Here is a 22,142-nt window from a genome sequence, read left to right as displayed (position 1 = left end):
TGCAGGAGGGATACAACTCATTGGTGATGATGTAAAAATCTCAAGAAGGCTATCTGACCATTAATTTTGCAAAAAAGCAAGCCATTTATCCACATGTTCATTGAACTACAGGGTAGAAATGTCAATAGACCCTAGTATAATCCGGCGTGATGACGCCTTCCCGCCGCTTGCTGCGGGGAACTTGGCGATAAGATGTTTCCAAAGGCGAAAAGCGTCACTTGCCCTTGGAACGTTTGCGTGGTTTTATGCCGCATTGGTGAGAGTGTCACGAATGCTCAAAGAGGAAAGCTGGATGAAGAAATTAGGGCAAATTCTATTTAACTGGATAGCAAGTCAGAATCATTATGATCCGAATATGAAGAATGGTGACGAGATTGACTGGTTGCGCACCATGCCGTTTATACTGCTGAACCTGGGCTGTCTGCTGGTTTTTTATTTCGGGTTCAGCTGGGTCGCATTTATTACCGCACTGGTCTTATATGTTGTTCGTGTTTTTTTCATAGGCGCGTTTTACCATCGTTATTTTTCACACAAGACTTATCAAACCAATCGCTTTTGGCAGTTTGTATTCGCCATGATGGCCGGCACCTGTATTCAAAGAGGTCCATTATGGTGGGCGGCGCATCACCGGCAGCATCACATGTGTTCTGACGAACCCTCAGATGCCCATTCTCCTGTTCAACACGGATTCTGGTGGAGCCACATGGGCTGGTTTATGTCCAAACGTCATTACCATTTTAATCCGGAACGTGTGCGTGACCTTGCTCGTTACCCCGAACTGGTATTTCTGGAGCGGTATGATGTGTTAATGCCGACCATCTTGTTTGTCGCTTTATTTTTTTCCGGTATGTTAATGCAGCGCTATGCGCCGCAGCTGGGGACTGGCGCGGGACAAATGGTGGTATGGGGTTTTTGTCTTTCCACCATCGCATTGTTTCATACAACAGTCACCATCAATTCGCTTTCTCATGTGCTGGGAAAAAAACGCTTCCACACCAAGGATAACAGCCGTAATAACGTGTTTCTTGCTTTGCTGACGCTGGGAGAGGGCTGGCATAATAATCATCATCATTATCCCGCGACTGCGAGGCAGGGTTTTGTGTGGTGGGAAGTGGATATTACCTATTATGTGCTCAAGCTAATGGAAAAAATTGGCATAATCTGGGATGTGCGCGGCGTTCCAAAATCTGTCTTGCAGAAAGATTTGGTATAAAGAGACGCACTGCTACCCTGGAATGCTTGTGAATTGGTCGCGGTTCAATCAATGGCATCCGCTGTTCAGCGGATAGTATGTTGTGAGGCTTTTAAATCGTCCTTAAACCGTGTACCTTTTTAGATATGCCCAGACGAAATAAAGGACTATTTTCGATATGGAAGATGAAGCAGGCACCGAAACAGGCACAGATACAGCAGCAAGCAAATCATATTGGCTGTCGCAAAAAATGGTCTTGCGATGGCTTTCGGGTATTCAAAAGGGCAGTCTTGTCATCACGGATCAATCTGGTGTTCATGCATTCGGAAGCCAGGAAGGTCAGGATGTCATCAGAGTCCAAATACAAGTCAAGGATATGCAATTCTATAAAAAAATCCTTTTACAAGGTGTTTTGGGCGCGGCTGAAAGTTACATGGACGGTGACTGGGAGACTGATGATTTAACCAGGTTGATTGAGCTCATGATTATCAACTCTCAAGTGCAGGACAAGATAGAAAATCCCTACATCAGATTCATGAACTGGCTGCAGCGCTTCAGACGAATTTTTCATAAAAATGACATCACCAGCGCAAAGCAGAATATTATCGCCCATTATGATTTGGGAAATGATTTTTTCAAATTATTTCTGGATCCCAACATGATGTATTCCAGTGCGCTCTATGAACCTGAGCGCATCAGTCTTGAGCATGCTTCCCTGAAAAAACTGGAAAACATTTGTCAGCAATTACAGTTAAAGCCCAGTGACCATGTCCTTGAGATAGGCACAGGGTGGGGTGGTTTCGCATTTTATGCCGCGCGCAAGCATGGCTGCAGGGTGACCACTACCACTATTTCAGACAAACAATATGCTTATGTCAAAAATGAAATCGCGCATCTGGGATTGCAAAACCGTATCGAATTATTGAACCAGGATTATCGGAATCTGACCGGGCGATATGACAAGCTGGTATCTATTGAAATGATAGAAGCGGTGGGTGACCAGTATTTTAATGTTTTTTTTCGCCAATGCAATCAACTGCTAAAACCCGGCGGCTTGTTTTTCCTGCAGGCGATCACCATCAATGATCAGAATTATGAAAGTGCAAAAGACCAGATGGATTTTATCAAGAAATATATATTTCCAGGCGGCTGCCTGCCTTCAGTCAATACCATTTCTCAGTGCATTGCTACCCAGACGCGGATGCAGTTATTGCAAATGCGTGACATTGGCAAGCATTACGCCGTCACCTTGCTGGACTGGCTGAAGCGGTTTAATAACCATGTTGATAAGGTCAGAGAGCAGGGATTTCCGGAGCGTTTCATACGCATGTGGCGTTTTTACCTTTGTTATTGTGCGGCAGGTTTCAGGCAGGCTTACATAGGTGATATACAAGGGTTGTGGCGCAAACGTGATTGAGTTTTGCATTCATGCGCGTGAAAAATCGAATGCCAGTACTTCGGAGAGGCTGTCTTTGCCGGCCGCCAGCATGATGAGACGGTCGATTCCCAGCGCTACGCCCGCGCAGTCTGGCAAGCCGTGCTCAAGCGCGGTCAGAAATAATTCATCAATTTCCATTTCGGGCAAGCCTAGCCGTGCGCGTTCCTGGAGGTTTTTTTTGAAGCGGTGCCGTTGTTCTGACGCGTCTTGTAATTCATGAAATCCGTTGGCCAGTTCAATACCCTGGTAATAAACTTCAAAACGTGAGGCTGTCGGAGGATCGCCGGGTTTTATCCGTGCCAGAGCGGCTTGCGAGGCGGGGAAGTCATAAATAAAACATGGCCGGTCCTGGCCTACACGCTTTTCAATGTATTCGGACATCAGCAGTTGCAGCCAGGTGTCTTTGTCATCAATTTCACCGGCGATTTGCAGGCTGTTTTTTACCGCGCATTGTTCAAGGTCCTGGAGCGAGGCATGATGAGGATCGAGGTTCAGATGCTGCAGAAAGACATCGCGATAAGAGCAGCGCTCAGCAGAAGATTTTCCCAGGGTAATCTGGAGTAATTCATCCATTTCATTCATCAGGTCATGATGATCAAATCCGGGTCTATACCACTCCAGCATGCTGAATTCGGGATTATGAAAGCGGCCGGTTTCACCTTGCCTGAATGCCTTGGTCAGTTGGAAAATTGCTCCGCTTCCCGCGGCAAGCAGTCGTTTCATGGCATATTCCGGGGATGTTTGCAGATAATAATATTCTTCCTTTGCTCCCGCGCGGGATTGAAATAATGCCGGAATGCTTTGAATGAAAGGATCGGTTACGGAAGCGCGGCACAACAAGGGAGTTTCCACTTCCATGACCCCGCGCGCGAAAAAAAAATCCCGAATGATTTTCAGGATATGTGCACGCTGCCTCAAGGTTGCGAGCGAGGAGGAGGGTTCCCAGTTTGCGGTGGAATGCAGCGTGTTAATACTTGCGGACATAATCAGGAACCGCTATTCCTTGACACGGGAGACATATTCACCGGTTCGGGTGTCTACCTTGATAATTTCGCCTTCCTGTACAAACAAGGGCACGCGCACCACGGCGCCAGACTCCAGCTTTGCAGGTTTGCCGCCGCTTCCTGCGGTGTCGCCTTTCAACCCGGGGTCTGTTTCCACCACTTTCAGGCTGACGAATGTGGGCGGGATAACGAGAATCGGTGTGCCATTCCACAGGGTGATCTTACATTCAGCCTGCTCCTTGAGCCATATCTTGGCTTCAGAAACTTCGGTTTCATGAACCGCATACTGTTCGAATGTTTCAGTCGCCATGAAGTGCCATTCTGTTCCGTCGCCATATAAAAACTGGGCGTCGACTTCAACGACATCGGCAGAAGGAATGCTGTCTCCGGATTTGTAAGTCCGCTCAATCACACGGCCGGTTTTGAGGTTGCGGTATCTTAAACGGTTAAAAGCCTGGCCTTTGCCTGGCTTGACAAACTCGTTATCCACAACGACGCAGGGATCTCCGTCGATGAGAAGTTTCATTCCGCTTCTTATTTCGTTCAAGCCGTATGAGCTCATAAATTCACTCCTAAAATATTGGGCATATCATAACCTCGCGTTATCCGCAGGGCAAATCATGTCCGCATGATTTTCTTCATGCCTATCTGTACGAAGAAAAGGGCGATTGCAATGAAGAATGCAAGATAAGCGTAATCGTAAAACGCAGCCTGGTAGATGGCCAGTTTCTGGGCGGTGGAGGCGGCGGCATCCGGAATACTGGACAATTTTGCAATCCATCCGGCAAATATACCGCCAAATCCGGTTGCAACAAACCAGATGCCCATCATCATGCCGATCAGGTTGGGCGGTGCAAGCAGCGTAACTGCTGACAAGCCGATGGGTGACAGCAGTAGTTCACCAATAGTAATTAATAGGTAAGCGAAAAAAATCCAGAGCGGATTGATCAAGCCGGCCGCATCTGAAAAATGGGTGCTTATCCCCATCACCAGAAACCCAAGGCCGGCGCAAAAAATACCCAACACGAATTTGGTAATGGGCGAGGGATTTTTATTATTATGGGCCAGCGTTTGCCACGACCAGGCGAAAAATGGACCCAGCAGGATGATGAATACACTTTCAGACGCATAAAATACGGTGGTAGTGAGTTGCAAGCCAAACAGGTTTTTATCAACAAGCCGGTCTATGTAAAGATTTGCGGAATTGAATAATTGCAGGAACAGCATCCAGAAAACGATGGATGAAATGATAAGTGTGTTTAACACAATCATGCGCTTGCGGTATTCCGCGTTTTGCTGGAGGGTGAGAACAATGAGAAAAACCAGCAGAATGATTCCGGTTGCTGGCAGCAGCCAGTTGGCAAGCACATTAATCTTGAATAACAGACTTACCCCGGCTATCGCGAGCAGGCAATAGAATAACAGTTGAAGTTTCAGCCTGAAACTGACGGGTTTTAAGGTTTGGGTGTTTTTGATGAATCGTATGCCATTAAGAAATGTTATCAGGCCGATGACCATGCCCAGGCTTGCCAGGGCGAATGTGATTTGCCAGCCGAACGCATTTTTTACATAGCCCGAGAGTCCGGAGAGTGCCGCGCCTATATTGATGCCAATATAAAAGATGGTGAATCCGGAGTCACGGCGCGGATCATCCGTGGCATATTGTGTTCCAAGCAGGCTGGAGATGTTGGGTTTCAAAAGCCCGTTTCCAATAATGATAGTCGCAAGAGCCGGATAGAACAGGGCTGCGTGAGAAGAAAGCGCCAGCAAGGCATACCCGAAAACAAGAAAAAGACCACCCCAGAGTATCGCAGTTTGATAACCCAGCATCCGGTCTGCGAGGAAGCCGCCTATGAAGGGTGAAATATAAACCAGCCCTGCAAAAATACCCGAAATGGTATAGCTCAGATCATCTGAAAAACCGTAAAAACGGGTCATGTACAAGACAAGCAAACCTTGCGCCACATAAAACCCGAAGCGTTCCCACATTTCGGTCAAAAATAGAAATGGCAGCACCTTCGGATGACGGGACTGAGCAGCATCCATATTGTTTCCTTCGCAATGATGATGAATAAGGGGTGTTATTATGTCGTTCAGAAAGACCAGGGGCAAGTATGGAGAGAGGCGTCAGACGGCGAGAGTGAACAATAATTGACCATCATTACATATGCGGATATAATCCGGCCATAAATAAAAGCAGCGAGGAGCAGGCATGATTGTACGCGGATATCAGGCGTTTCTTGAATTTGAGCAAGCAGTTTATGACGGGGCGGCTCAGGAAGGGATGGTTATCGAATTGTTTCCATCTGACAGGGAAGAGTTTGACCATGAAAACGACTGGGTAGATAACAATCTTAAAATTTATTATTCCGCCATGCGCCAGATCGCAAAACTGATAGAATGCGGCCGCCTGCCTGACAGAACCACTATAAAATTATACATCTCCAATTATGCCAATCAGGATTTTAAATATATAGCGGATGCGCTTAAGTCGGGTAAATGTCCCGCGGATTTTAAATTAATCATTTATTTTGATTTCTCAAGTCGTAAAGCGCGTGACCGCTATGCCAAGGAGGCATTTTTAAAATACTGGATTCCACAGTTGGCGGACGCGCTGGAAAGCGGACAATGTCCGGCGGGGTTAGATATCGAATTGCGTCACCCCGAATTAAGTCATCCTATGAATAACAAAATGCACGCGCGGCTCAATCAGGCGAAGGCGGTATATCACCAGTTGCTAGCGCAGCAACAAACTGTCGCACTGGTGCAGGGTGCGAACCAGCCGGACTCTGATCTGGGCCGATTACCAAAAGAAGTCATCAGCCTGATTTGCTGTTTTCTGATTCGCCCGGCATCCATGCCCTTGAATGTGGTCGCTCAATACCAGGATAAATTAATGGAAATTTCGGCAAGCTGTTTTTTAGATCATTACTGGTCATTTTACTCTTCCAGCCTTTCCCAATTATTCAAGACAGCTTTGCAGCAAATCCTGGGAGCAGACTTGTCTGTCAGGCAAAAGGCAGAAAAAATCCGTCGTTCAGCCGGATTATTTCTGGATTCCAGTTTGAGCGGGCTTGAGAACGCAGAATATAAAAAAACCGAAGCGGTGAAGCTCGCGTGTAAGTATCGTTTGTTCGAGCCGCAGCGTGTGCAGGAAAACCCGGAATCTTCCGGCGAATTCAGGTTGAATCCCGAATTCGGGAGAAGGTAATGCACGGAGCCGGCGCAAGCCAGGGTATTGATATCCGTTCTAAAATCGTGTCTCGGTCATGCCGCTCTGTCTTAACAAGGCGTCGATATGGGGTTTGCGTCCGCGAAATGCGATAAAGGAGTCCAGCGGATCGCGCACTCCGCCAATTTCAAGGATGTTTTCCATAAACGAGCGGCCGGTCTCACGGTCAAAAATGCCTTTTTCTTCGAACAGTGCGTAGGCGTCGGACGAAAGGACTTCTGCCCATTTATAACTGTAATATCCTGCCGCGTAACCGCCGGCGAAAATATGCGCGAAACTGTGCTGAAAGCGGTTGAATTCCGGAGCCCGGACAACGGCGGCCTTGTTTCTCACATCATTCAGGGTGGTTTGAATGAAATTGGCTTTGGCCGGGTCGTATTCAAGATGAATGCGGAAATCAAACAATGAGAATTCAATTTGCCGGACCATCTGTAACCCGGTCTGAAAATGTTTTGCCGCGATCATCTTTTGATACAATTCGTCTGGCAAGGGTGCGCCAGTCTGATAATGGGACGAAATCAGGTTCAGGGATTCTTTTTCCCAGCAATAATTTTCCATGAATTGACTGGGGAATTCTACGGCATCCCAAGGCACGCCGTTAATGCCGGAAACGGAAGGATAATCGACTTTGGTTAGCATGTGGTGCAGGCAATGCCCGAATTCATGAAACAATGTCAGGACATCATCATGCGTGAGCAGTGCAGGCTGGCTGTCCAGGGGCGGCATGAAATTACAGGTCAGATAGGCCACAGGATATTGAATGCCTTTGCCGTTCAAACGTCTGACCCGGCATTCATCCATCCAGGCGCCGTCACGTTTATGCGGCCGCGCATAAAGGTCGATGTAGAATCCGCCGCGCAGTGTCTGTTTGTCATCGTAAATTGAAAAAAATTGCGCTTGTGGATGCCATACATCGATGTTGTTTTCCTTTTTAATGGTGATGCCATAAAGTTTGTTGACCAGTATGAACATGCCGTGCATCACTGTGTCTATGGGAAAATAAACACGTAAGTCTTCCTGGGAATAGTCAAATGTCGACTTCCGCAGTTTTTCCGAATAATATGCCATGTCCCAGGTTTCCAGTGTGGACAAGCCATCTTTTTGCGCAAGCGCCAGAACAGTCTGGTATTCTGACTGGGCAATGGGTTTGCTGCGGTTAAGGAGATCGTGCAAGAAGCTGAGAACTTCATCGGGAGTTTTGGCCATTTTTGTGGCGAGGGAATATTCGGCGAAATTATTAAATCCCACAAGCTGTGCCATTTCATGGCGGATTTTCAGAATTTCATCCATGACCGCGCTATTGTCCCATTTTCCCGCATCCGGGCCCCGGTCTGATGCCCGCGTGACATAAGCTTCGTATAACGTTTTCCGCAGGTCGCGATTGTGCAGAAATTTTAACGCGGTGGAATAAGAGGGATAATCCAGAGTGAAAACGTAGCCCGATAATCCGCGCTGTTTTGCATTATCAGCGGCCAGCTGTAAGGCTTGCTCCGGCAGTCCTGCGAGCAAATCAGTGTCTGTGACGGGCAGGATCCAGCCATGTGTCGCATCTAACAAGTTTTCCGAAAACCGCGTTGTCAGCCGGCTAAGCTGCTGATGTAATTCGGCGACGCGGGATTTTTTATCTGCAGGCAAATGAATGCCGGCCAATTTGAAGTCACGGATATCATTTTCAATGATTTTCCGCTGGGCGGGATTCAGATTGTCAAATTCCGGGCCGGTTTTAATGGAAGCGATAGCGCGATAGAGCGCTTCATTTTGTGATAATTCCGTGTGATAGGCGGTAATCAGAGGCTGTGCTTCATTATACGCCTTGCGCAAATCCTCGGATTCCATGACTGCGTGCAGATGTGAAATCGCGGACCAGATTCGATTTAACTCATCGCTCATTTCTTCCATTGGCTGCATCAGGGTTTCCCAATGAAAAGGGCCTGGCTGAGTGAGTAATCCTGTCAGTTGCCGTCTGTTTGAATCTATGGCCTGCTGAACCAGCGTGATTATATTTTCAGGCCGGATTTCTGAAAATCGCGGCAGCATATCTTGTTTAATGGATTCGATCATTGCTAGATATTCTCTTGTTCGTGAATTTTCGTGATCAGAAATCAAAAAGGTCGCTCTGTGGCAAGGCTAACGACCTGGATAACACCTTGCCGCCTGCCTGTCCCGTTGCTCCAAATGTCCCTATATCCCTATATATAGAATACCATCTCCAAATATCGAACAAGAGTGCTATAATCAGCCGCTATTCAAGAGGGCGGTAAGTACATGGATCAATCTCAAAAAAATCATACATTTGATGTCAAAACGTTTCAGGGCTTGATTGCCGCGTTACAAGCGTATTGGGGCGGACAGGGTTGTGTGATCATGCAGCCGGTGGATATGGAAGTGGGAGCGGGCACTTTTCACACAGCGAGTTTTTTGGGCGCAATTGGCCCCGAACCCTGGCGTGCCGCTTATGTTCAACCCAGTCGCCGGCCTACTGACGGGCGATATGGCGAAAACCCGAACCGCGTCCAGCGCCATCACCAATTTCAGGTTATTTTGAAACCTTCACCTGCGGATATACAGGATTTGTACCTGGACTCATTGCGCATGCTGGGCGTGGATACACTGGTTGATGATATACGCTTTGTGGAAGATAACTGGGAATCTCCCACGCTGGGAGCCTGGGGTTTGGGCTGGGAAGTGTGGCTGAATGGCATGGAAGTGACCCAGTTCACTTATTTTCAGCAGGTTGGCGGCCTGGAGTGCAAACCGGTGACCGGGGAAATTACATATGGACTGGAACGGCTGGCGATGGCATTGCAGGGTATTGATAATATCTATGACTTGATCTGGAGCAGCGGGCCGCAAGGTATCGTGACTTATGGCGATGTATGCCTGCAGTCCGAAGTGGAATTCTCAAAATATAACTTTGAATTTGCCGATGTTGATGCCTTGTTCAAACATTTTCATTTCTATGAAAACGAAAGCCTGCGCTTGATTGAGGCAGGGTTGCCGCTGCCAGCATACGAAATGGTGTTAAAGGCTTCGCATACGTTTAATTTGCTTGACGCGCGCGGCGCGATTTCTGTGACCGAGCGTCAGCACCATATTTTAAAAATACGCCGTCTGGCTAAAGCAGTGGCGGAAAGCTACTACCTGGCGCGGGAAGCATTAGGGTTTCCGCTTTTGAAAGAAAACAAGAGTCCTGCCTCATGAAAAAACATGAAGATTTTCTCATTGAAATTCATACTGAAGAATTACCCTCAAAATCCATTTTGAAGCTGGGTGAGGGCTTTTGCCAGCAGATTTCTGAGCGCTTGCACAAAGCAGGCCTTGAATTCGACGACATTAAGTTTTTTGCGACACCGCGGCGGCTGGCGGTATTTGTGAAAGACTTGGCTGCGACGCAGCCTGACCAGGTGGTTGAGCGCAGAGGCCCCGCGGTCAGCGCGGCATTTACGGCGGATGGCAAGCCAACTCCGGCTTGCGCGGGGTTCGCGCGCTCATGCGGTGTGGCGCCGGAAGAATTGACAAAAACCGTTACTCCGCAGGGCGAGTGGGTTAGTTACACAAAAAAAATGCCAGGCAAATCGGTGGCTGAGCTCATGCCGGAAATTGCGGAGCAGGCTGCGCTGACACTGCCTATCCCCAGGCGCATGCGCTGGGGTGAAAAAGATGCGCAATTTGCCCGGCCTATACACTCAGTGATGATGTTGTACGGCGACAAGGTCATAGAAGGCACGATTTTGGGTTATCCAGCCGGCCGTATGACGCGCGGGCATCGTTTTCACGCGCCTGACTGGTTTACTCTGCTGCATGCGGCGGAATATGAGGCATTAATGCGTGATGAAGCCTATGTGATTGCCGATTTTGAATCCCGCCGCAGCGAAATCCTGAATGCGGCGCGCGCAAGCGTGGAATTGGCGTTTACATTTCATGCCTCGGCATTGATTGATCACGACTTGCTGGATGAAGTGACAGGGCTGGTGGAGTTTCCTGTGGCATTGATTGGAAGTTTCGACAAGGAATTTCTCGCTCTGCCCCCGGAAGTCTTGATTTCATCCATGCAAGACCATCAGCGTTACTTTCCAGTGGCGGGCAGCGACGAAAAATTACTGCCGCACTTTGTCGCCATCAGCAATATCAAAAGTCATGACCCCAAACGCGTTATCCATGGAAATGAACGCGTTTTGCGCGCGCGACTCGCTGATGCGGCGTTCTTTTATTCAACAGATAAAAAGGAGAGTCTGGAGTCACGTATAGAACGCCTTAAAGGCATCGTGTTTCAGGCGAAATTGGGTACGCTGTATGACAAGGCTGAACGCATAAGCAGGCTTGCGGCATTCATAGCGGAAAAAATGCATGCAGATGCTGCCATGGCGGCGCGAGCCGGACTGCTGGCCAAAACAGACCTGACGACAAGCATGGTGGGCGAGTTTCCCGAGCTTCAGGGTGTGATGGGGTATTACTATGCGCGTCACGACGGCTTGCCCGATGCCGTCGCAGAGGCAATGAAGGAACAATACATGCCAAGATTTTCCGGTGATGATTTGCCCGGGACGCCGGGCGGGCAAGCGCTCGCGCTGGCTGACCGCCTGGACAGTCTGGCGGGCGCGTTTGGCATCAATCAGATTCCTACCGGCGATAAGGATCCCTTTGGGTTGCGGCGCGCGGCACTAGGTGTGATCCGCATTCTGGTTGAAAAAAATATCAGACTGGATCTTAGGGAAGCGCTGGAAGTCGCAACGGCCGGATTCGCCATGCCTTTGCCAAACAAGGATACTGTTACTCAGGTGCTGGGTTTTATACAGGAAAGAATGCGTTCCTGGTATCAGGAGCAGGGGATCATGGCGGATGTTTTCGCTTCCGTGGCCGCGCTGGGGATCGCTGACCCGCTCGATATTCACGAGCGCATCAAGGCGGTCCAGGCGTTCAAAAAACTGAGTGAAGCAGAAACCTTGAGTATTGCCAACAAACGCGTGAGCAATATTCTCTCCAAATATGTTGATATGATTGATGCTCAGGCTATTGATCCGCAATATTTCGAGAATTCCGCCGAACAGGAACTGGCGCGGCAATTGGAAGCCAAGAGCAAAGTGGTTGCGCAGCTGTCACAATCAGGCAAATATGATGAAGTCTTGTTGCAGCTGGCCGAACTGCGTAAACCGGTGGATGATTTTTTTGATCAAGTCATGGTGATGACGGAAGACAAGCCTAGGCGTGAAAATCGAATTCTGTTATTGAGTAAACTGCGCGCGCTGTTTTTACAGGTAGCAGATATTGCGCTTTTGCAATAAACTGTTTCCATGAATTGGGGTGTATAGCTATACTAATTCCCATATATGACAAGGGAGGAATGTTCATGCAGGGCAAACGTTTGTTATTGTCACTTTTCAGCGGATTGGCGGCTGTTTCCATTGCCGCGCCGGCTGCAGCCACAGAAATGTCTGCGCCCAATGGCTGGTATCTTGAAGTCAATGGCGGATCTGCTCACTTATCGAATACCAATTATCCCGGTTCATCCAGTTCATCTGGCATAGGTGGAAATGGAAACCTGGGCTATAAATTCATGCCTTACGCCGCGGTTGAAATAGGTTATAGCCGTTATCCCAGCACTAAAATCACTGGTGAAAACAGTACGACGGCAGCTAATGTTGATCATTATTCTTATGACATCGCTGCGCGCGGAATACTGCCAATCGCCGATTCGGGTGTGGAAGCTTTCGCCAAGCTGGGCGCGCAGCGCATCGTTTCACACGTTAATATCTCGGATAACGCGACGGCGGATGCTCTGGGGATAGGCGGAGGATCGCATAGTTCTACTGGTGTTTACATGGGTGTGGGCGGCCAGATCTATTTTACACCCGAACTCGCTGTCGTTGCTCAATGGCAGCGTGCGCAGGGAAGCAGCAGCAGCGGAACTGAAGATTTATACAGCCTGGGTATCTCCTTCCTGTTTGTTTGATGCCGCATGGGCCTGGGATACGGATAGTATGTCGTGTCCCGGGGCGGTGCTTCTCCACTCTTTTAATAGTTAATCGTTTTTTGTAACCACAGGCTGATATCTTCAACTTCCTGTGCGCAGACAGAATGCTGCATGGGATAACTGTGCCACTCAACAATGTATCCCGCCTTGAGCAGCATATCGCGTGTTAATTCGCCCAGCGCATACGGAACAATAGGGTCTTTTGTGCCGTGAGCAAGAAAAATAGGTGTTTGCAGACTGGGTGCGCCGCTTCTTTGATGCAGCCCATCGGCGGAAGGCAGGTAGCCTGACAAGGCGATGATGCCGGCCAGGGGTTGTGCATGGGATAGACCGGTCATTAACGCAATTGCCGCTCCTTGTGAAAACCCTGCAAGATAAATGGCATTGACAGGGATCCCGCGATCCGTTTCTCTGGCGATCAGCTGCTCAATGGATACTATGGATTGCTTTATGCCAGGATGATCAATTTTTGCAGTAAGACTGATGCCGTAAATGTCATACCAGGCCCGCATTTCAAATCCATTATTCAGTGTGACTGGAATGACGGGTGCATGTGGAAAAATAAAGCGCATATTTGCATTGGATGGTAAATTTAATTCGGGAACAAGAGGAACAAAATCATTCCCATCTGCGCCAAGACCATGCAGCCAGATCACGCTTCGGGTTGCGGTTCCAGCCGGATTGATTTCAATACAAGGCAGGGTGTTTTCATTTTTAATAGGCATCTTTGATAAATCCGCTTGCTTAATGGATCTGAAAAATAACATAATAAACACTTAGTTTGAATTAAATTCATCTTCTGTGTATTTCAGGGCTTACATAAAAAGGGAAGGGAGTTATTATGAAAAGATTTTACAAATCGATGCTGGGTGTCACCTTGCTTGAAGTCATGCTGGTATTGGCGATTGCGGCAATGATTATCGTTATGTCAGTCCGGTACTATCAGTCTGCCAGTTCTTCTCAGCAGGCGAATGCCATACTTCAGCAAGTTCAAGGTATCGTTTCTGCCGCAGATAGTCTTGCGCAGGCAAAAGGTTCTTACACCGCTTCCATTATTTCAAACAGTGGTCTTACTCCCTTGCTTCCGGGCGGCGGCTTGACAACTCCGTGGGGTGAAGCCATCACGATCGGCGGTGTTACGGATACAACTTATACAATTGATATCGGCAACGTTCCATCAGGTGTCTGCCCACTCTTGTATTCCAAGCTGGCAACCAACAATCACTTCTCCAATGGAGGAACAACGCCATTTTCTCCGACAGATTGCGGCTCAACTGCAACTGCAACGGTTATTACGTATACTTCTAATCCGTAATCTGGCACAGGTACCATATGCAGAGGCAGGACATACGTCCTGCCTTTTTGCCATATGCGGGAGTCTTTCAGGTATTGATTCAAATCGTGATACCACAGCTTTGCTGATCTTGTGATAAATCACTAGACGTGTGTTTCATGATTGTTTTGGCGCAAGCTCAGGTTGACCGATATCTAAAGTACAAGGATTGGTTTGGTATGGGTGTTAAAAATACAACAACTTACTACGGCAGTATTTCTCAGCTTTTGCACTGGATCATTTTCCTGCTCGTTGCCGGGATGCTCATATTAGGTTTTGTAATGGGTGATGTATCCGATAAGACTCTTCGTGGGGAAATGATTAACATACATAAATTGACAGGCGTACTCATACTGGTTTTGATGCTGTTGAGAGTTCTTTGGGCTTTATATAACGTCAAGCCGGTATTACCGTTTCAGACGCCGGCCTGGCAGCGTCTGGCTGAGCGCAGCATGCATGTATTGTTATATCTGGGATTGATTATTATGCCATTGTCCGGGCTTGTGGGTTCGGTTGCGGGAGGAAAGCCGCCCGTGCTGGATGGGATCAGCATAAGACTTCCTATCGGGTTGAATAAACCATTGGCAAAGATGGCATTTGAATATGTTCATGAGCCGCTGGCGGTGGTACTGATAGTGTTAATCAGCATACATATTATCGCAGCACTCTATCATCACTTTATCAAAAGAGATGATATCTTACGTCGCATGCTGCCTAGCAGGGGCCGTCGATAACCAGTCGCACCGCATGATTTCACCCGTCTCATTCAATTGTAAAAATAATTGATTGGGGCGGTTTTTGTTGTCAGCCTGACTGAGAACGGCTTGCTCAACGGCGAAATATAATTGTTTTAATACGGCATCGATATCCGCGGGCTGGTTATCGGCGGACACTTTTTTCTGTAACTCATTGACGAGATAACGGGTGATTTCTGGCGCATAACCTAATTCAACTCCGTAGCGAATATCCAGTGTTTTGCCTAATTCTTTCAGCTTCAAGCGCATGATTTGTTCTATCGAGGCATCACTCAGGGGAAGGAAGGGAATCACATGCAAGTATTGACACAATGAAGCGGGCAGGTAACTGGCAATGGAGCAGCGGACAGTGTCAGCAATTTCCTGCGGTGAATAATGATGAGATGTCAGGGTTTCATGTTTTTGCTCCCTCATGACCAGCTGCAATAAATCCATGTCGTTGGATTCCGGCTCAGGGGCGAATGTCTTGGCAATTTCATTCAAGAGATTTGTGCCCAGGACAGTGGTTAGAATGATGATGGTCTGGCTAAAGTTATAAGTTTGTCCATTTGTATCCTGAAAACGGCCTGTGCCAAGAATTTCCTGCAATCCGTCAAGTGTTACCGGTGAAGCAGCGTCTATGTTTTCATATAAAACGATGGCGTATGGCGTTTGCCGTACCAGATCTTTCAATTTTAAACTGGTTTTATCCGTGTACTTCTGTAATTTTAATTCCATGATTGACGAGAGACCGCTGGCGCAAGGCTGTGCGATATATAACACATTGGGCTGTCTGAATAACTGGTTGGCGAGTGCGACGGCGGCAGTGTGTTTGCCTGAATGTTCTGATCCTGCGAAAAGAAGGCTGCAAAAGGGTCCGCTGTGTTGCTGCAAGCGAGCCAGTGATTGCTGCAATTCATGGCCTAACAGCGCGATGGCTGCGTCCTGGCCGAATACATTTTGCTGCATTCCCTGGATGAAGTCACTGTATTTGAATTTATGCAGTTGTAAATGACCGGCAGGGATTCGGGTCCATCCTGACAATACCTGAGTCAGGGTAAGCATGGTCATGACGGGTTTTAATGGAGGATTAGAATCAGGCCGTTCCGTGATCGCGGCTCTAGCCGCGCTGCTGTCCAATAATAATAAGGTTTTTTCTAGCGTGTGAGTGGTGCTCAGATAGCGTTCAGCCAGAGAGTAGGCGTAACCAGGCAGTTCTTCGGGTATGACAACATGATGGTAATTTTCAAGTTCCGCGCGTTCCATCTTGAGAATGGCGGTGATATCTGCCGCTGAAGGGCCTTCTACACGAACATAATCGAATGAGGGATCAACATCCGCGCTGATATGTTCATTTTGGGAGTCCAGAAACGCCATGACCCGGCACTTCGGGTGTGCTAACAGAATATCCAGAGCCGGGAGCAACTTAAGTTCAGACCCCTGTTGGTTAGTCTGGAGTAACCGCAGATCGGATAAAACAAGCAATGTGCATTTTTCACAAGTGTCCAGTGTCTGACTGAAACTTTGAAAATCCTGCTCAACGGCTTTTGAATTGTTCTTCATTAACAAAAGGTTTTTGACATCCAGATAAATCAAGTCTGCGCCGCGAAGCGTATGAGGGATAATATCCTGGTTAAGATGAAGGCCCAGCGCGGTAAGAAAATAAACATGCAGATGGGCGGGAAAGTCGGCAGATAAAATCGCATGGTGTGAAGCTTTACGGCTTAAAATATCGACAATCAAGTGAAATTTATCATGTTCCCTGAAAGGAATGGGGGTGTTTTTTTTGATCTTGTTATATGAAATATTATATCCATATTGAGAAAAAATGAGATCCTTGTTAGCCGTAGCCATGCGTGGCGTCCTTTTATTTTGGCTTGATGAAAGAAAATCTACTATACAACCATTGAATAAGCCAGTGGTTATGAAGCTTGAATATCTCTGCAAACATCTTCCAAACGTCGAGTATGATTAATCCATAGTCTGGGTTGAGGGAAATGAATGCCTTCAAGATGAGGCTGTTGTTATTTAAATGTATAACTCATGGTCAAGATCAGGTTCCTGTCAGGCGCGGGATAAAAAAATTCAGTTTGCATCGTGGTCTGATAAATTGTGTACAGATAATAATTTTTGTTGAAAATATTATTGGCATGCAATGCCGCGGCAAATTGCGCGTATTCAAAACGCAGATTGGCGTTTAATAGCGTATATCCGCCAGTTGCGCCAGCCGTGTTGGCATTGTCACTGTCGGCATATTGATTCCCGGTATAAACTGTTTCCAGATAAACACTCCAGTGCGGTGACAGGACTTCATGAACGCCTGTCCGAAAAAAATTTTCAGATACGAGGGGAATCCGTTTGCCTTTATAGAGACCGCTTTGAAAGCGTGCGTTGACATAATGATATTGGGCATCCAGCGTGAGACGGTTATTGAAATGATACTCGCCCGACAGCCTCATCCCGCGTCTCGTGGTGGGATCCAGGTTTGTGTTTGTTCCAAAAGGCTGCTGCGGTGTTTGAAAGGGATCAAACATGATTTCATCTTTTAGCGTCAACAGATAAAATTCCATCTTGCCGGTGTATTTTTCTCTCGTCATTTCCACGCCTGTTTCATATGCTGTGCCGCGTTGCGTTTTCAGGCCTGTGACACCGGGCGGCGTCGATGCGATTTCGTCCGCATTGGGAAATCGAAAACTTTCCGCTCGCCGCAAGTAAAACGCAAGATCACTGGCGGGTTGATAGGTTCCGCCCAGGGTAGTGGCCGCGGCACGGTTGCGAGTGTCCTGATCTGGCAGCGATGAGAGACGGCTTGATTGCATGGCGGCGCGGGCGCCGGCGGAAAAGGCGAACTGCGGGCGCGGAGTGAAATTGACAAGTGAAAACAAGCCATATTTTTGCAAGCGGTCATTTGTTGTTCCGAATTGTGTGTTCAGTTGATAACGGTCTTTCTGCAAGTCCGCTCCAGAGGTGAACGTCACGTTTCCGCGCGTGACCATTGTCTGGGGCTTCAGAAAAAAGAGATCGCGAAATTGTGTGAAAGGCGAAGTCAGGGTGCCGTTTCCATTCATTTGTCTTATTGCGAGATCCGTGGTAAAGAGCCAGTCCGGGGTCAGTGCATATTGCTGCGCGGCATGAACCAGAACATTAGAGTTATTGAAAAAGTCAGTGTCGTTGACGGCTTGTCTGCGGTTTTGTCTGACTTGGGCGGCACTCAGGGCTCCGGGATATTGCATATTGTTCCTGGCCAGATGGAAATTCATATCCAGGCGGCCGCGGGAGTAATCTTCATGAATGCTGCCGCTGAGAATGCGCTGATCGGCGCGGTTGCGCTGCCGGTAGTTATCCGTGTGCATGGATCCCAGGTTCAAACGAAAGGCCTGATAACGAACTGATGCCAAACAGTCGCGCTGGTCATAACTGCCGGCGTTGCACGAAAGCATCATGGCTTGTTCGGCTTGGCCGCGTGTGGCGACGTCGATCACGCCTCCTACCGCCTGGTCGCCATATAGCACGCTCTCGCTGCCAAAAATAATCCTGATGAATTCAATTTCGCTTATTGGGATGAGGTTAAGATCCGGCGGCGCCATGTCAGGATTGTTAATGGGAATTCCATTAATAAGTAACAAGGTATTGTTTCCGGCGTTGGCCCCGAATCCGCGCATGCTCAGCAAAACCTGATTATTGGTCCCGGTAGTGTCATGTAATTGTAATCCACCCAAGCTTTTCAATGCCTGGGAAAGCGTTGTCATACCGGCTGCGGACAGCATCGATCTGGAGATGATTTGCTGCGGCCCTGATGTGGACGTTCCAGATGGTTTTTTTGCCAGTGTGATTCTGGCGTCGGGTATCACAGCCTTTTCGCTGTCAGCATGGACAGCATTCATGGTCAAAACACATAAAAATAAAAAACAGGCGCGCATGCTCAGGTCAGCCCTCCGCTTCGATGAGTATTTGAATTGCAGCAGGCCGGTCTCCGGGCTTACATCTTTGCGCGCGTACGTCGCTCGCCGGTCAGCGCCTTCCCATGCATGGCTTGCACAGTGGCGAATGCTGACCGGTAGTGAAAGAGATGATTACCGTTGCGGGGGCAGCGTCGGATTTGCTGATTGCTCACCGACTTCCCGTCACCTGACAGATTGCAACAGCAATGTATCGAATGTGCGGAAGCCGGTCAATTTGTATATGAAAAGATTATTGAATTCCATCCGCGGGGACGGATGGAATTGACTGGGCATCTTATTTCTTTGCCAGCTGGTGATTGCCAAGCATTTTTGTCTCGAACTCACAGTTTTCTTTCCGGGCGGCGCAATGCATATAACCGCTGACGGAGTACCAGAAACTGCTGGAAGTCTGTTTCGGGACAAAATGATCTTTTGCGAGGTACGCTTCGAGGTTGGAGCCTGAGCTGTCGCGATAATAGCAATGTATGGCTCCGCTTTGACGCTTGCCGTTCGCCCATTCAGCAAGGGCGAATTGCTCGACCATTTTTTTGAACTGTACTTCCCTGGCAGTGGAAAGCGGGGCCCCATCGTCACTATCATAAGCCTTCCAGCCGTTCAGGTGATTGGTTTTAATATCATTGACGTTGGGACAGGTTTCCGCGAAAGAAAGCGAGCACAGCATAGCAAGACATAAGCCCGTCAAGAGTTTTCCAAGCATGTTACGGCCCTCCGTGATATCCATATCATAACCCAAAAAGATCAGTAGCGGTAATGATCCGGCTTAAAGGGGCCGTCCATGGAAATATTAAGGTACCGCGCCTGTTCTTCTGTGAGCCGGGTAATTTTCGCGCCCAGTTTTTGCAAGTGCAGCCGGGCAACCATTTCATCCAGTTTTTTGGGTAAAACGTATACGCCAAGCGGGTATTTTTCATTGTGCTGCCAGAGTTCAATTTGTGCCAGGACCTGGTTGGTAAAAGAAGTGGACATTACAAAACTGGGATGGCCTGTCGCGCAGCCAAGATTGACCAGCCGGCCTTCGGCGAGAACAATCAATCGGTTGCCGCTGGGCAGCGTGACATGATCTACCTGGGGCTTGATGTTTTCCCACGGATAATTGCGCAGGGAGGCAATATCAATTTCCGAATCAAAGTGACCGATATTGCAGATGATAGTTTCATCCTGCATTTTTAACATGTGTTCATGTGTGATGACGCGAAAATTACCCGTTGCGGTCACAAAAATATTTCCCATGGACGCGGCGTCGTCCATCGTGACCACCCGATAACCTTCCATGGCTGCCTGCAGCGCGCATATTGGGTCAATTTCAGTAACCAGCACGGTCGCGCCAAAGGACCGCAAGGCTTGAGCGCAGCCTTTTCCTACTTCCCCATATCCGCAGACTACAGCGATTTTTCCGGCAATCATGACGTCTGTTGCCCGTTTGATGCCGTCTATCAGGGATTCCCTGCATCCGTAGAGGTTGTCAAACTTGGATTTGGTCACCGAATCATTGACATTGATGGCGGGAACTTTCAATTCACCGGTTTTATGCATTTCATAAAGCCGGTGCACGCCTGTGGTGGTTTCTTCAGATATTCCTTTGACCTGCTTAAGCAATTCCGGATATTCATTGTGCATGAGCAAGGACAAGTCGCCCCCGTCATCCAGGATGAGGTTGGGATGCCAGTTACCGGGACCGGAAATAGTCTGTTTTACGCACCACCAGTACTCTTCTTCCGTTTCTCCTTTCCATGCGAACACCGGTACGCCCGCCTGTGCCATGGCCGCGGCGGCATGATCTTGTGTGGAGAAGATATTGCAGGATGACCAGCGAACTTCTGCGCCCAGAGCAATCAGGGTTTCGATTAGCACCGCGGTTTGTACAGTCATGTGCAGACATCCCGCAATGCGTGCGCCCTTGAGCGGATATTTATCTTTGTACATATCCCGTAACGCCATGAGGCCGGGCATTTCTGTTTCCGCGATGCGGATTTCTTTGCGGCCCCATTCGGCTAGGCTTATGTCTGCGATTTTATAATCAGTGCTCTGTTTGTTCATGGCGGTTACCTGCATGATGAAATTCCTCGTGTTTTTAAAGGCCTGCCGCGTCGCGCAGGTCTGCTGCCTTGTTGGTCATTTCCCAGGAAACATTCAAGTCATCCCGGCCGAAATGCCCATAAGCGGCGGTAGGTTTATAAATAGGCTGCAAAAGGTCGAGCATTTTGATGATCCCGTAAGGGCGCAGATCAAAGTGTTTTCGTATCAGTTTGATGATATCTTTTTCAGGGATTTTGCTGGTGCCAAATGTTTCAAGGTGTATCGAAGTGGGCTCGGCCAGTCCTATGGCATAGGAAATCTGGATCTCGCAGCGCTCAGCCAGTCCGGCGGCGACTATGTTTTTTGCCACATAACGGGCTGCGTAGGCAGCAGACCGGTCAACCTTGGAGGGATCTTTTCCAGAAAAGCAGCCGCCGCCATGCCGTGCCATGCCGCCGTAAGAATCAACAATGATTTTACGTCCGGTCAACCCACAGTCACCCTGGGGGCCGCCGATGACGAATCGGCCGGTAGGGTTGACATAATACTGCGTGTGCTTGAGCCATTCTTCAGGCAGTGTGGGTTTGATGATTTCTTCAATTACAGCTTCAACCAGGTTGGCATGGCTGATATCGGGATGATGTTGGGTGGAAAGCACGACATTGGTGATGCTTTCCGGTTTGCCGTCTACATAGCGGAATGTGATCTGTGATTTGGCATCCGGTCTGAGCCATGGCAATACATCTTCCTTGCGCAATTGAGCCTGGCGGCGCATCAGCCGGTGGGCGTAAGTGATAGGAGCCGGCATATAAACATCTGTTTCGTTGCTGGCGTAACCAAACATTAATCCCTGGTCTCCCGCTCCCTGTTCTTCCTTGGATTTTTTATCGACACCCACGGCTATGTCGGGAGACTGTTTGCCTATTGCGGTAATAATGGCGCAGGATTCGGCGTCAAAGCCGATTTCAGAACTGTTATACCCTATGCTGCTGATGACATCGCGGGCAATATGCTCGATGTCGACCCAGGCATTGGTGGAAATTTCACCGCCCACAAAGACCATTCCGGTTTTGACCAGGGTTTCGCACGCGACACGGGCATGTTTATCTTTCTCGATGATGGCATCAAGAATGGCATCTGATATTTGATCCGCTATTTTATCCGGGTGGCCTTCAGAAACGGACTCGGATGTGAACAAGAATTCGTTTTGACGCATAGTTTCCTTACCTTTCTCATGATATAAAATTGGGCAATCATATC

Annotated in this window: 18 protein-coding genes and 1 riboswitch; of the genes, 8 read left to right on the top strand and 10 right to left on the bottom strand. The window is 48.4% G+C overall.

Going from position 1 to position 22,142, the window contains the following annotated elements; translation table 11 throughout:
• The first annotated feature begins 292 nt into the window (after nucleotides 1–292).
• The gene (locus AQULUS_RS10660) at nucleotides 293–1,213 is read left to right on the top strand and encodes an acyl-CoA desaturase (RefSeq protein WP_148340126.1); all 921 of its coding nucleotides are present in this window, start codon (nucleotides 293–295) and stop codon (nucleotides 1,211–1,213) included.
• Between the two features lie 157 nt (nucleotides 1,214–1,370).
• Nucleotides 1,371–2,609 carry an SAM-dependent methyltransferase gene (locus AQULUS_RS10655; protein ID WP_148340125.1) on the top strand — a complete coding sequence of 413 codons (1,239 nt, stop codon included), beginning with the start codon at nucleotides 1,371–1,373 and terminating at the stop codon, nucleotides 2,607–2,609.
• Between the two features lie 9 nt (nucleotides 2,610–2,618).
• Here AQULUS_RS10655 and epmA read toward each other — a convergent pair whose 3' ends face one another.
• The 3 genes from epmA to AQULUS_RS10640 are packed head-to-tail and all read right to left on the bottom strand — an operon-like array spanning nucleotide 2,619 to nucleotide 5,680.
• Entirely contained in the window at nucleotides 2,619–3,614 is a 996-nt protein-coding gene (gene epmA, locus AQULUS_RS10650) for an elongation factor P--(R)-beta-lysine ligase (RefSeq protein WP_148340124.1), read from the bottom strand.
• A 12-nt stretch (nucleotides 3,615–3,626) separates the two neighbouring features.
• Nucleotides 3,627–4,196 carry an elongation factor P gene (efp, locus tag AQULUS_RS10645; protein ID WP_148340123.1) on the bottom strand — a complete coding sequence of 190 codons (570 nt, stop codon included), beginning with the start codon at nucleotides 4,194–4,196 and terminating at the stop codon, nucleotides 3,627–3,629.
• 56 nt (nucleotides 4,197–4,252) lie between these two features.
• Complete coding sequence (locus AQULUS_RS10640; RefSeq protein WP_148340122.1) at nucleotides 4,253–5,680, bottom strand: peptide MFS transporter; 1,428 nt, start codon at nucleotides 5,678–5,680, stop codon at nucleotides 4,253–4,255.
• A 166-nt stretch (nucleotides 5,681–5,846) separates the two neighbouring features.
• Here AQULUS_RS10640 and AQULUS_RS10635 point away from each other — a divergent pair, with 166 nt between their 5' ends.
• Complete coding sequence (locus AQULUS_RS10635) at nucleotides 5,847–6,845, top strand: hypothetical protein (RefSeq protein WP_148340121.1); 999 nt, start codon at nucleotides 5,847–5,849, stop codon at nucleotides 6,843–6,845.
• A 39-nt stretch (nucleotides 6,846–6,884) separates the two neighbouring features.
• Here the strand turns inward: AQULUS_RS10635 and AQULUS_RS10630 are convergent, their stop codons facing one another.
• Nucleotides 6,885–8,927 (bottom strand): M3 family metallopeptidase, encoded by a 2,043-nt coding sequence (locus AQULUS_RS10630; RefSeq protein WP_148340120.1) that lies wholly within the window; start codon nucleotides 8,925–8,927, stop codon nucleotides 6,885–6,887.
• Nucleotides 8,928–9,131: 204 nt separating this feature from the next.
• On the opposite strand from AQULUS_RS10630, the gene glyQ reads away from it, so the two are divergent.
• The 3 genes from glyQ to AQULUS_RS10615 all read left to right on the top strand — a co-directional run bounded on the left by glyQ (nucleotide 9,132) and on the right by AQULUS_RS10615 (nucleotide 12,816).
• The gene (gene glyQ / locus AQULUS_RS10625) at nucleotides 9,132–10,067 is read left to right on the top strand and encodes a glycine--tRNA ligase subunit alpha (protein ID WP_148340119.1); all 936 of its coding nucleotides are present in this window, start codon (nucleotides 9,132–9,134) and stop codon (nucleotides 10,065–10,067) included.
• Nucleotides 10,064–12,148: a glycine--tRNA ligase subunit beta gene (glyS, locus tag AQULUS_RS10620; RefSeq protein WP_148340118.1), complete on the top strand. Its 2,085-nt coding sequence runs from the start codon at nucleotides 10,064–10,066 to the stop codon at nucleotides 12,146–12,148. The genes glyQ and glyS overlap by 4 nt, the downstream gene beginning before the upstream one ends.
• 65 nt (nucleotides 12,149–12,213) lie before the next feature.
• The gene (locus AQULUS_RS10615) at nucleotides 12,214–12,816 is read left to right on the top strand and encodes an outer membrane beta-barrel protein (protein ID WP_172622838.1); all 603 of its coding nucleotides are present in this window, start codon (nucleotides 12,214–12,216) and stop codon (nucleotides 12,814–12,816) included.
• A gap of 62 nt (nucleotides 12,817–12,878) precedes the next feature.
• Here AQULUS_RS10615 and AQULUS_RS10610 read toward each other — a convergent pair whose 3' ends face one another.
• Nucleotides 12,879–13,562 (bottom strand): alpha/beta hydrolase, encoded by a 684-nt coding sequence (locus AQULUS_RS10610; RefSeq protein ID WP_148340116.1) that lies wholly within the window; start codon nucleotides 13,560–13,562, stop codon nucleotides 12,879–12,881.
• Nucleotides 13,563–13,678: 116 nt separating this feature from the next.
• Here AQULUS_RS10610 and AQULUS_RS10605 point away from each other — a divergent pair, with 116 nt between their 5' ends.
• Together AQULUS_RS10605 and AQULUS_RS10600 are read left to right on the top strand one after the other, a co-directional pair.
• On the top strand, nucleotides 13,679–14,152 hold the full coding sequence (locus AQULUS_RS10605) for a hypothetical protein (RefSeq protein ID WP_148340115.1): 474 nt from the start codon (nucleotides 13,679–13,681) through the stop codon (nucleotides 14,150–14,152).
• A 197-nt stretch (nucleotides 14,153–14,349) separates the two neighbouring features.
• Nucleotides 14,350–14,904, top strand: coding sequence for a cytochrome b (locus AQULUS_RS10600; RefSeq protein WP_172622837.1), 555 nt, complete (start codon nucleotides 14,350–14,352; stop codon nucleotides 14,902–14,904).
• On the opposite strand, the gene AQULUS_RS10595 is transcribed toward AQULUS_RS10600, so the two are convergent.
• The 5 genes from AQULUS_RS10595 to metK form a co-directional block, all read right to left on the bottom strand.
• Nucleotides 14,869–16,758, bottom strand: coding sequence for an AAA family ATPase (locus AQULUS_RS10595; protein WP_148340113.1), 1,890 nt, complete (start codon nucleotides 16,756–16,758; stop codon nucleotides 14,869–14,871). The two genes, AQULUS_RS10600 and AQULUS_RS10595, sit on opposite strands and share 36 nt — an antisense overlap.
• Nucleotides 16,759–16,928: 170 nt before the next feature.
• Nucleotides 16,929–18,788: a TonB-dependent receptor gene (locus tag AQULUS_RS10590; RefSeq protein ID WP_172622836.1), complete on the bottom strand. Its 1,860-nt coding sequence runs from the start codon at nucleotides 18,786–18,788 to the stop codon at nucleotides 16,929–16,931.
• Between the two features lie 63 nt (nucleotides 18,789–18,851).
• A riboswitch (cobalamin riboswitch) is annotated at nucleotides 18,852–19,051 on the bottom strand.
• An 89-nt stretch (nucleotides 19,052–19,140) separates the two neighbouring features.
• Complete coding sequence (locus AQULUS_RS10585) at nucleotides 19,141–19,563, bottom strand: DUF3757 domain-containing protein (protein ID WP_172622835.1); 423 nt, start codon at nucleotides 19,561–19,563, stop codon at nucleotides 19,141–19,143.
• A gap of 41 nt (nucleotides 19,564–19,604) precedes the next feature.
• Nucleotides 19,605–20,918, bottom strand: coding sequence for an adenosylhomocysteinase (gene ahcY, locus AQULUS_RS10580; protein WP_148340110.1), 1,314 nt, complete (start codon nucleotides 20,916–20,918; stop codon nucleotides 19,605–19,607).
• A 19-nt stretch (nucleotides 20,919–20,937) separates the two neighbouring features.
• Nucleotides 20,938–22,098, bottom strand: coding sequence for a methionine adenosyltransferase (metK, locus tag AQULUS_RS10575; RefSeq protein WP_148340109.1), 1,161 nt, complete (start codon nucleotides 22,096–22,098; stop codon nucleotides 20,938–20,940).
• Nucleotides 22,099–22,142 lie beyond the last annotated feature (44 nt).

The organism is Aquicella siphonis, from assembly GCF_902459485.1.
Taxonomy (GTDB): Bacteria; Pseudomonadota; Gammaproteobacteria; order DSM-16500; family DSM-16500; genus Aquicella; species Aquicella siphonis.
This window is presented reverse-complemented; position numbering and strand designations above follow the sequence as displayed.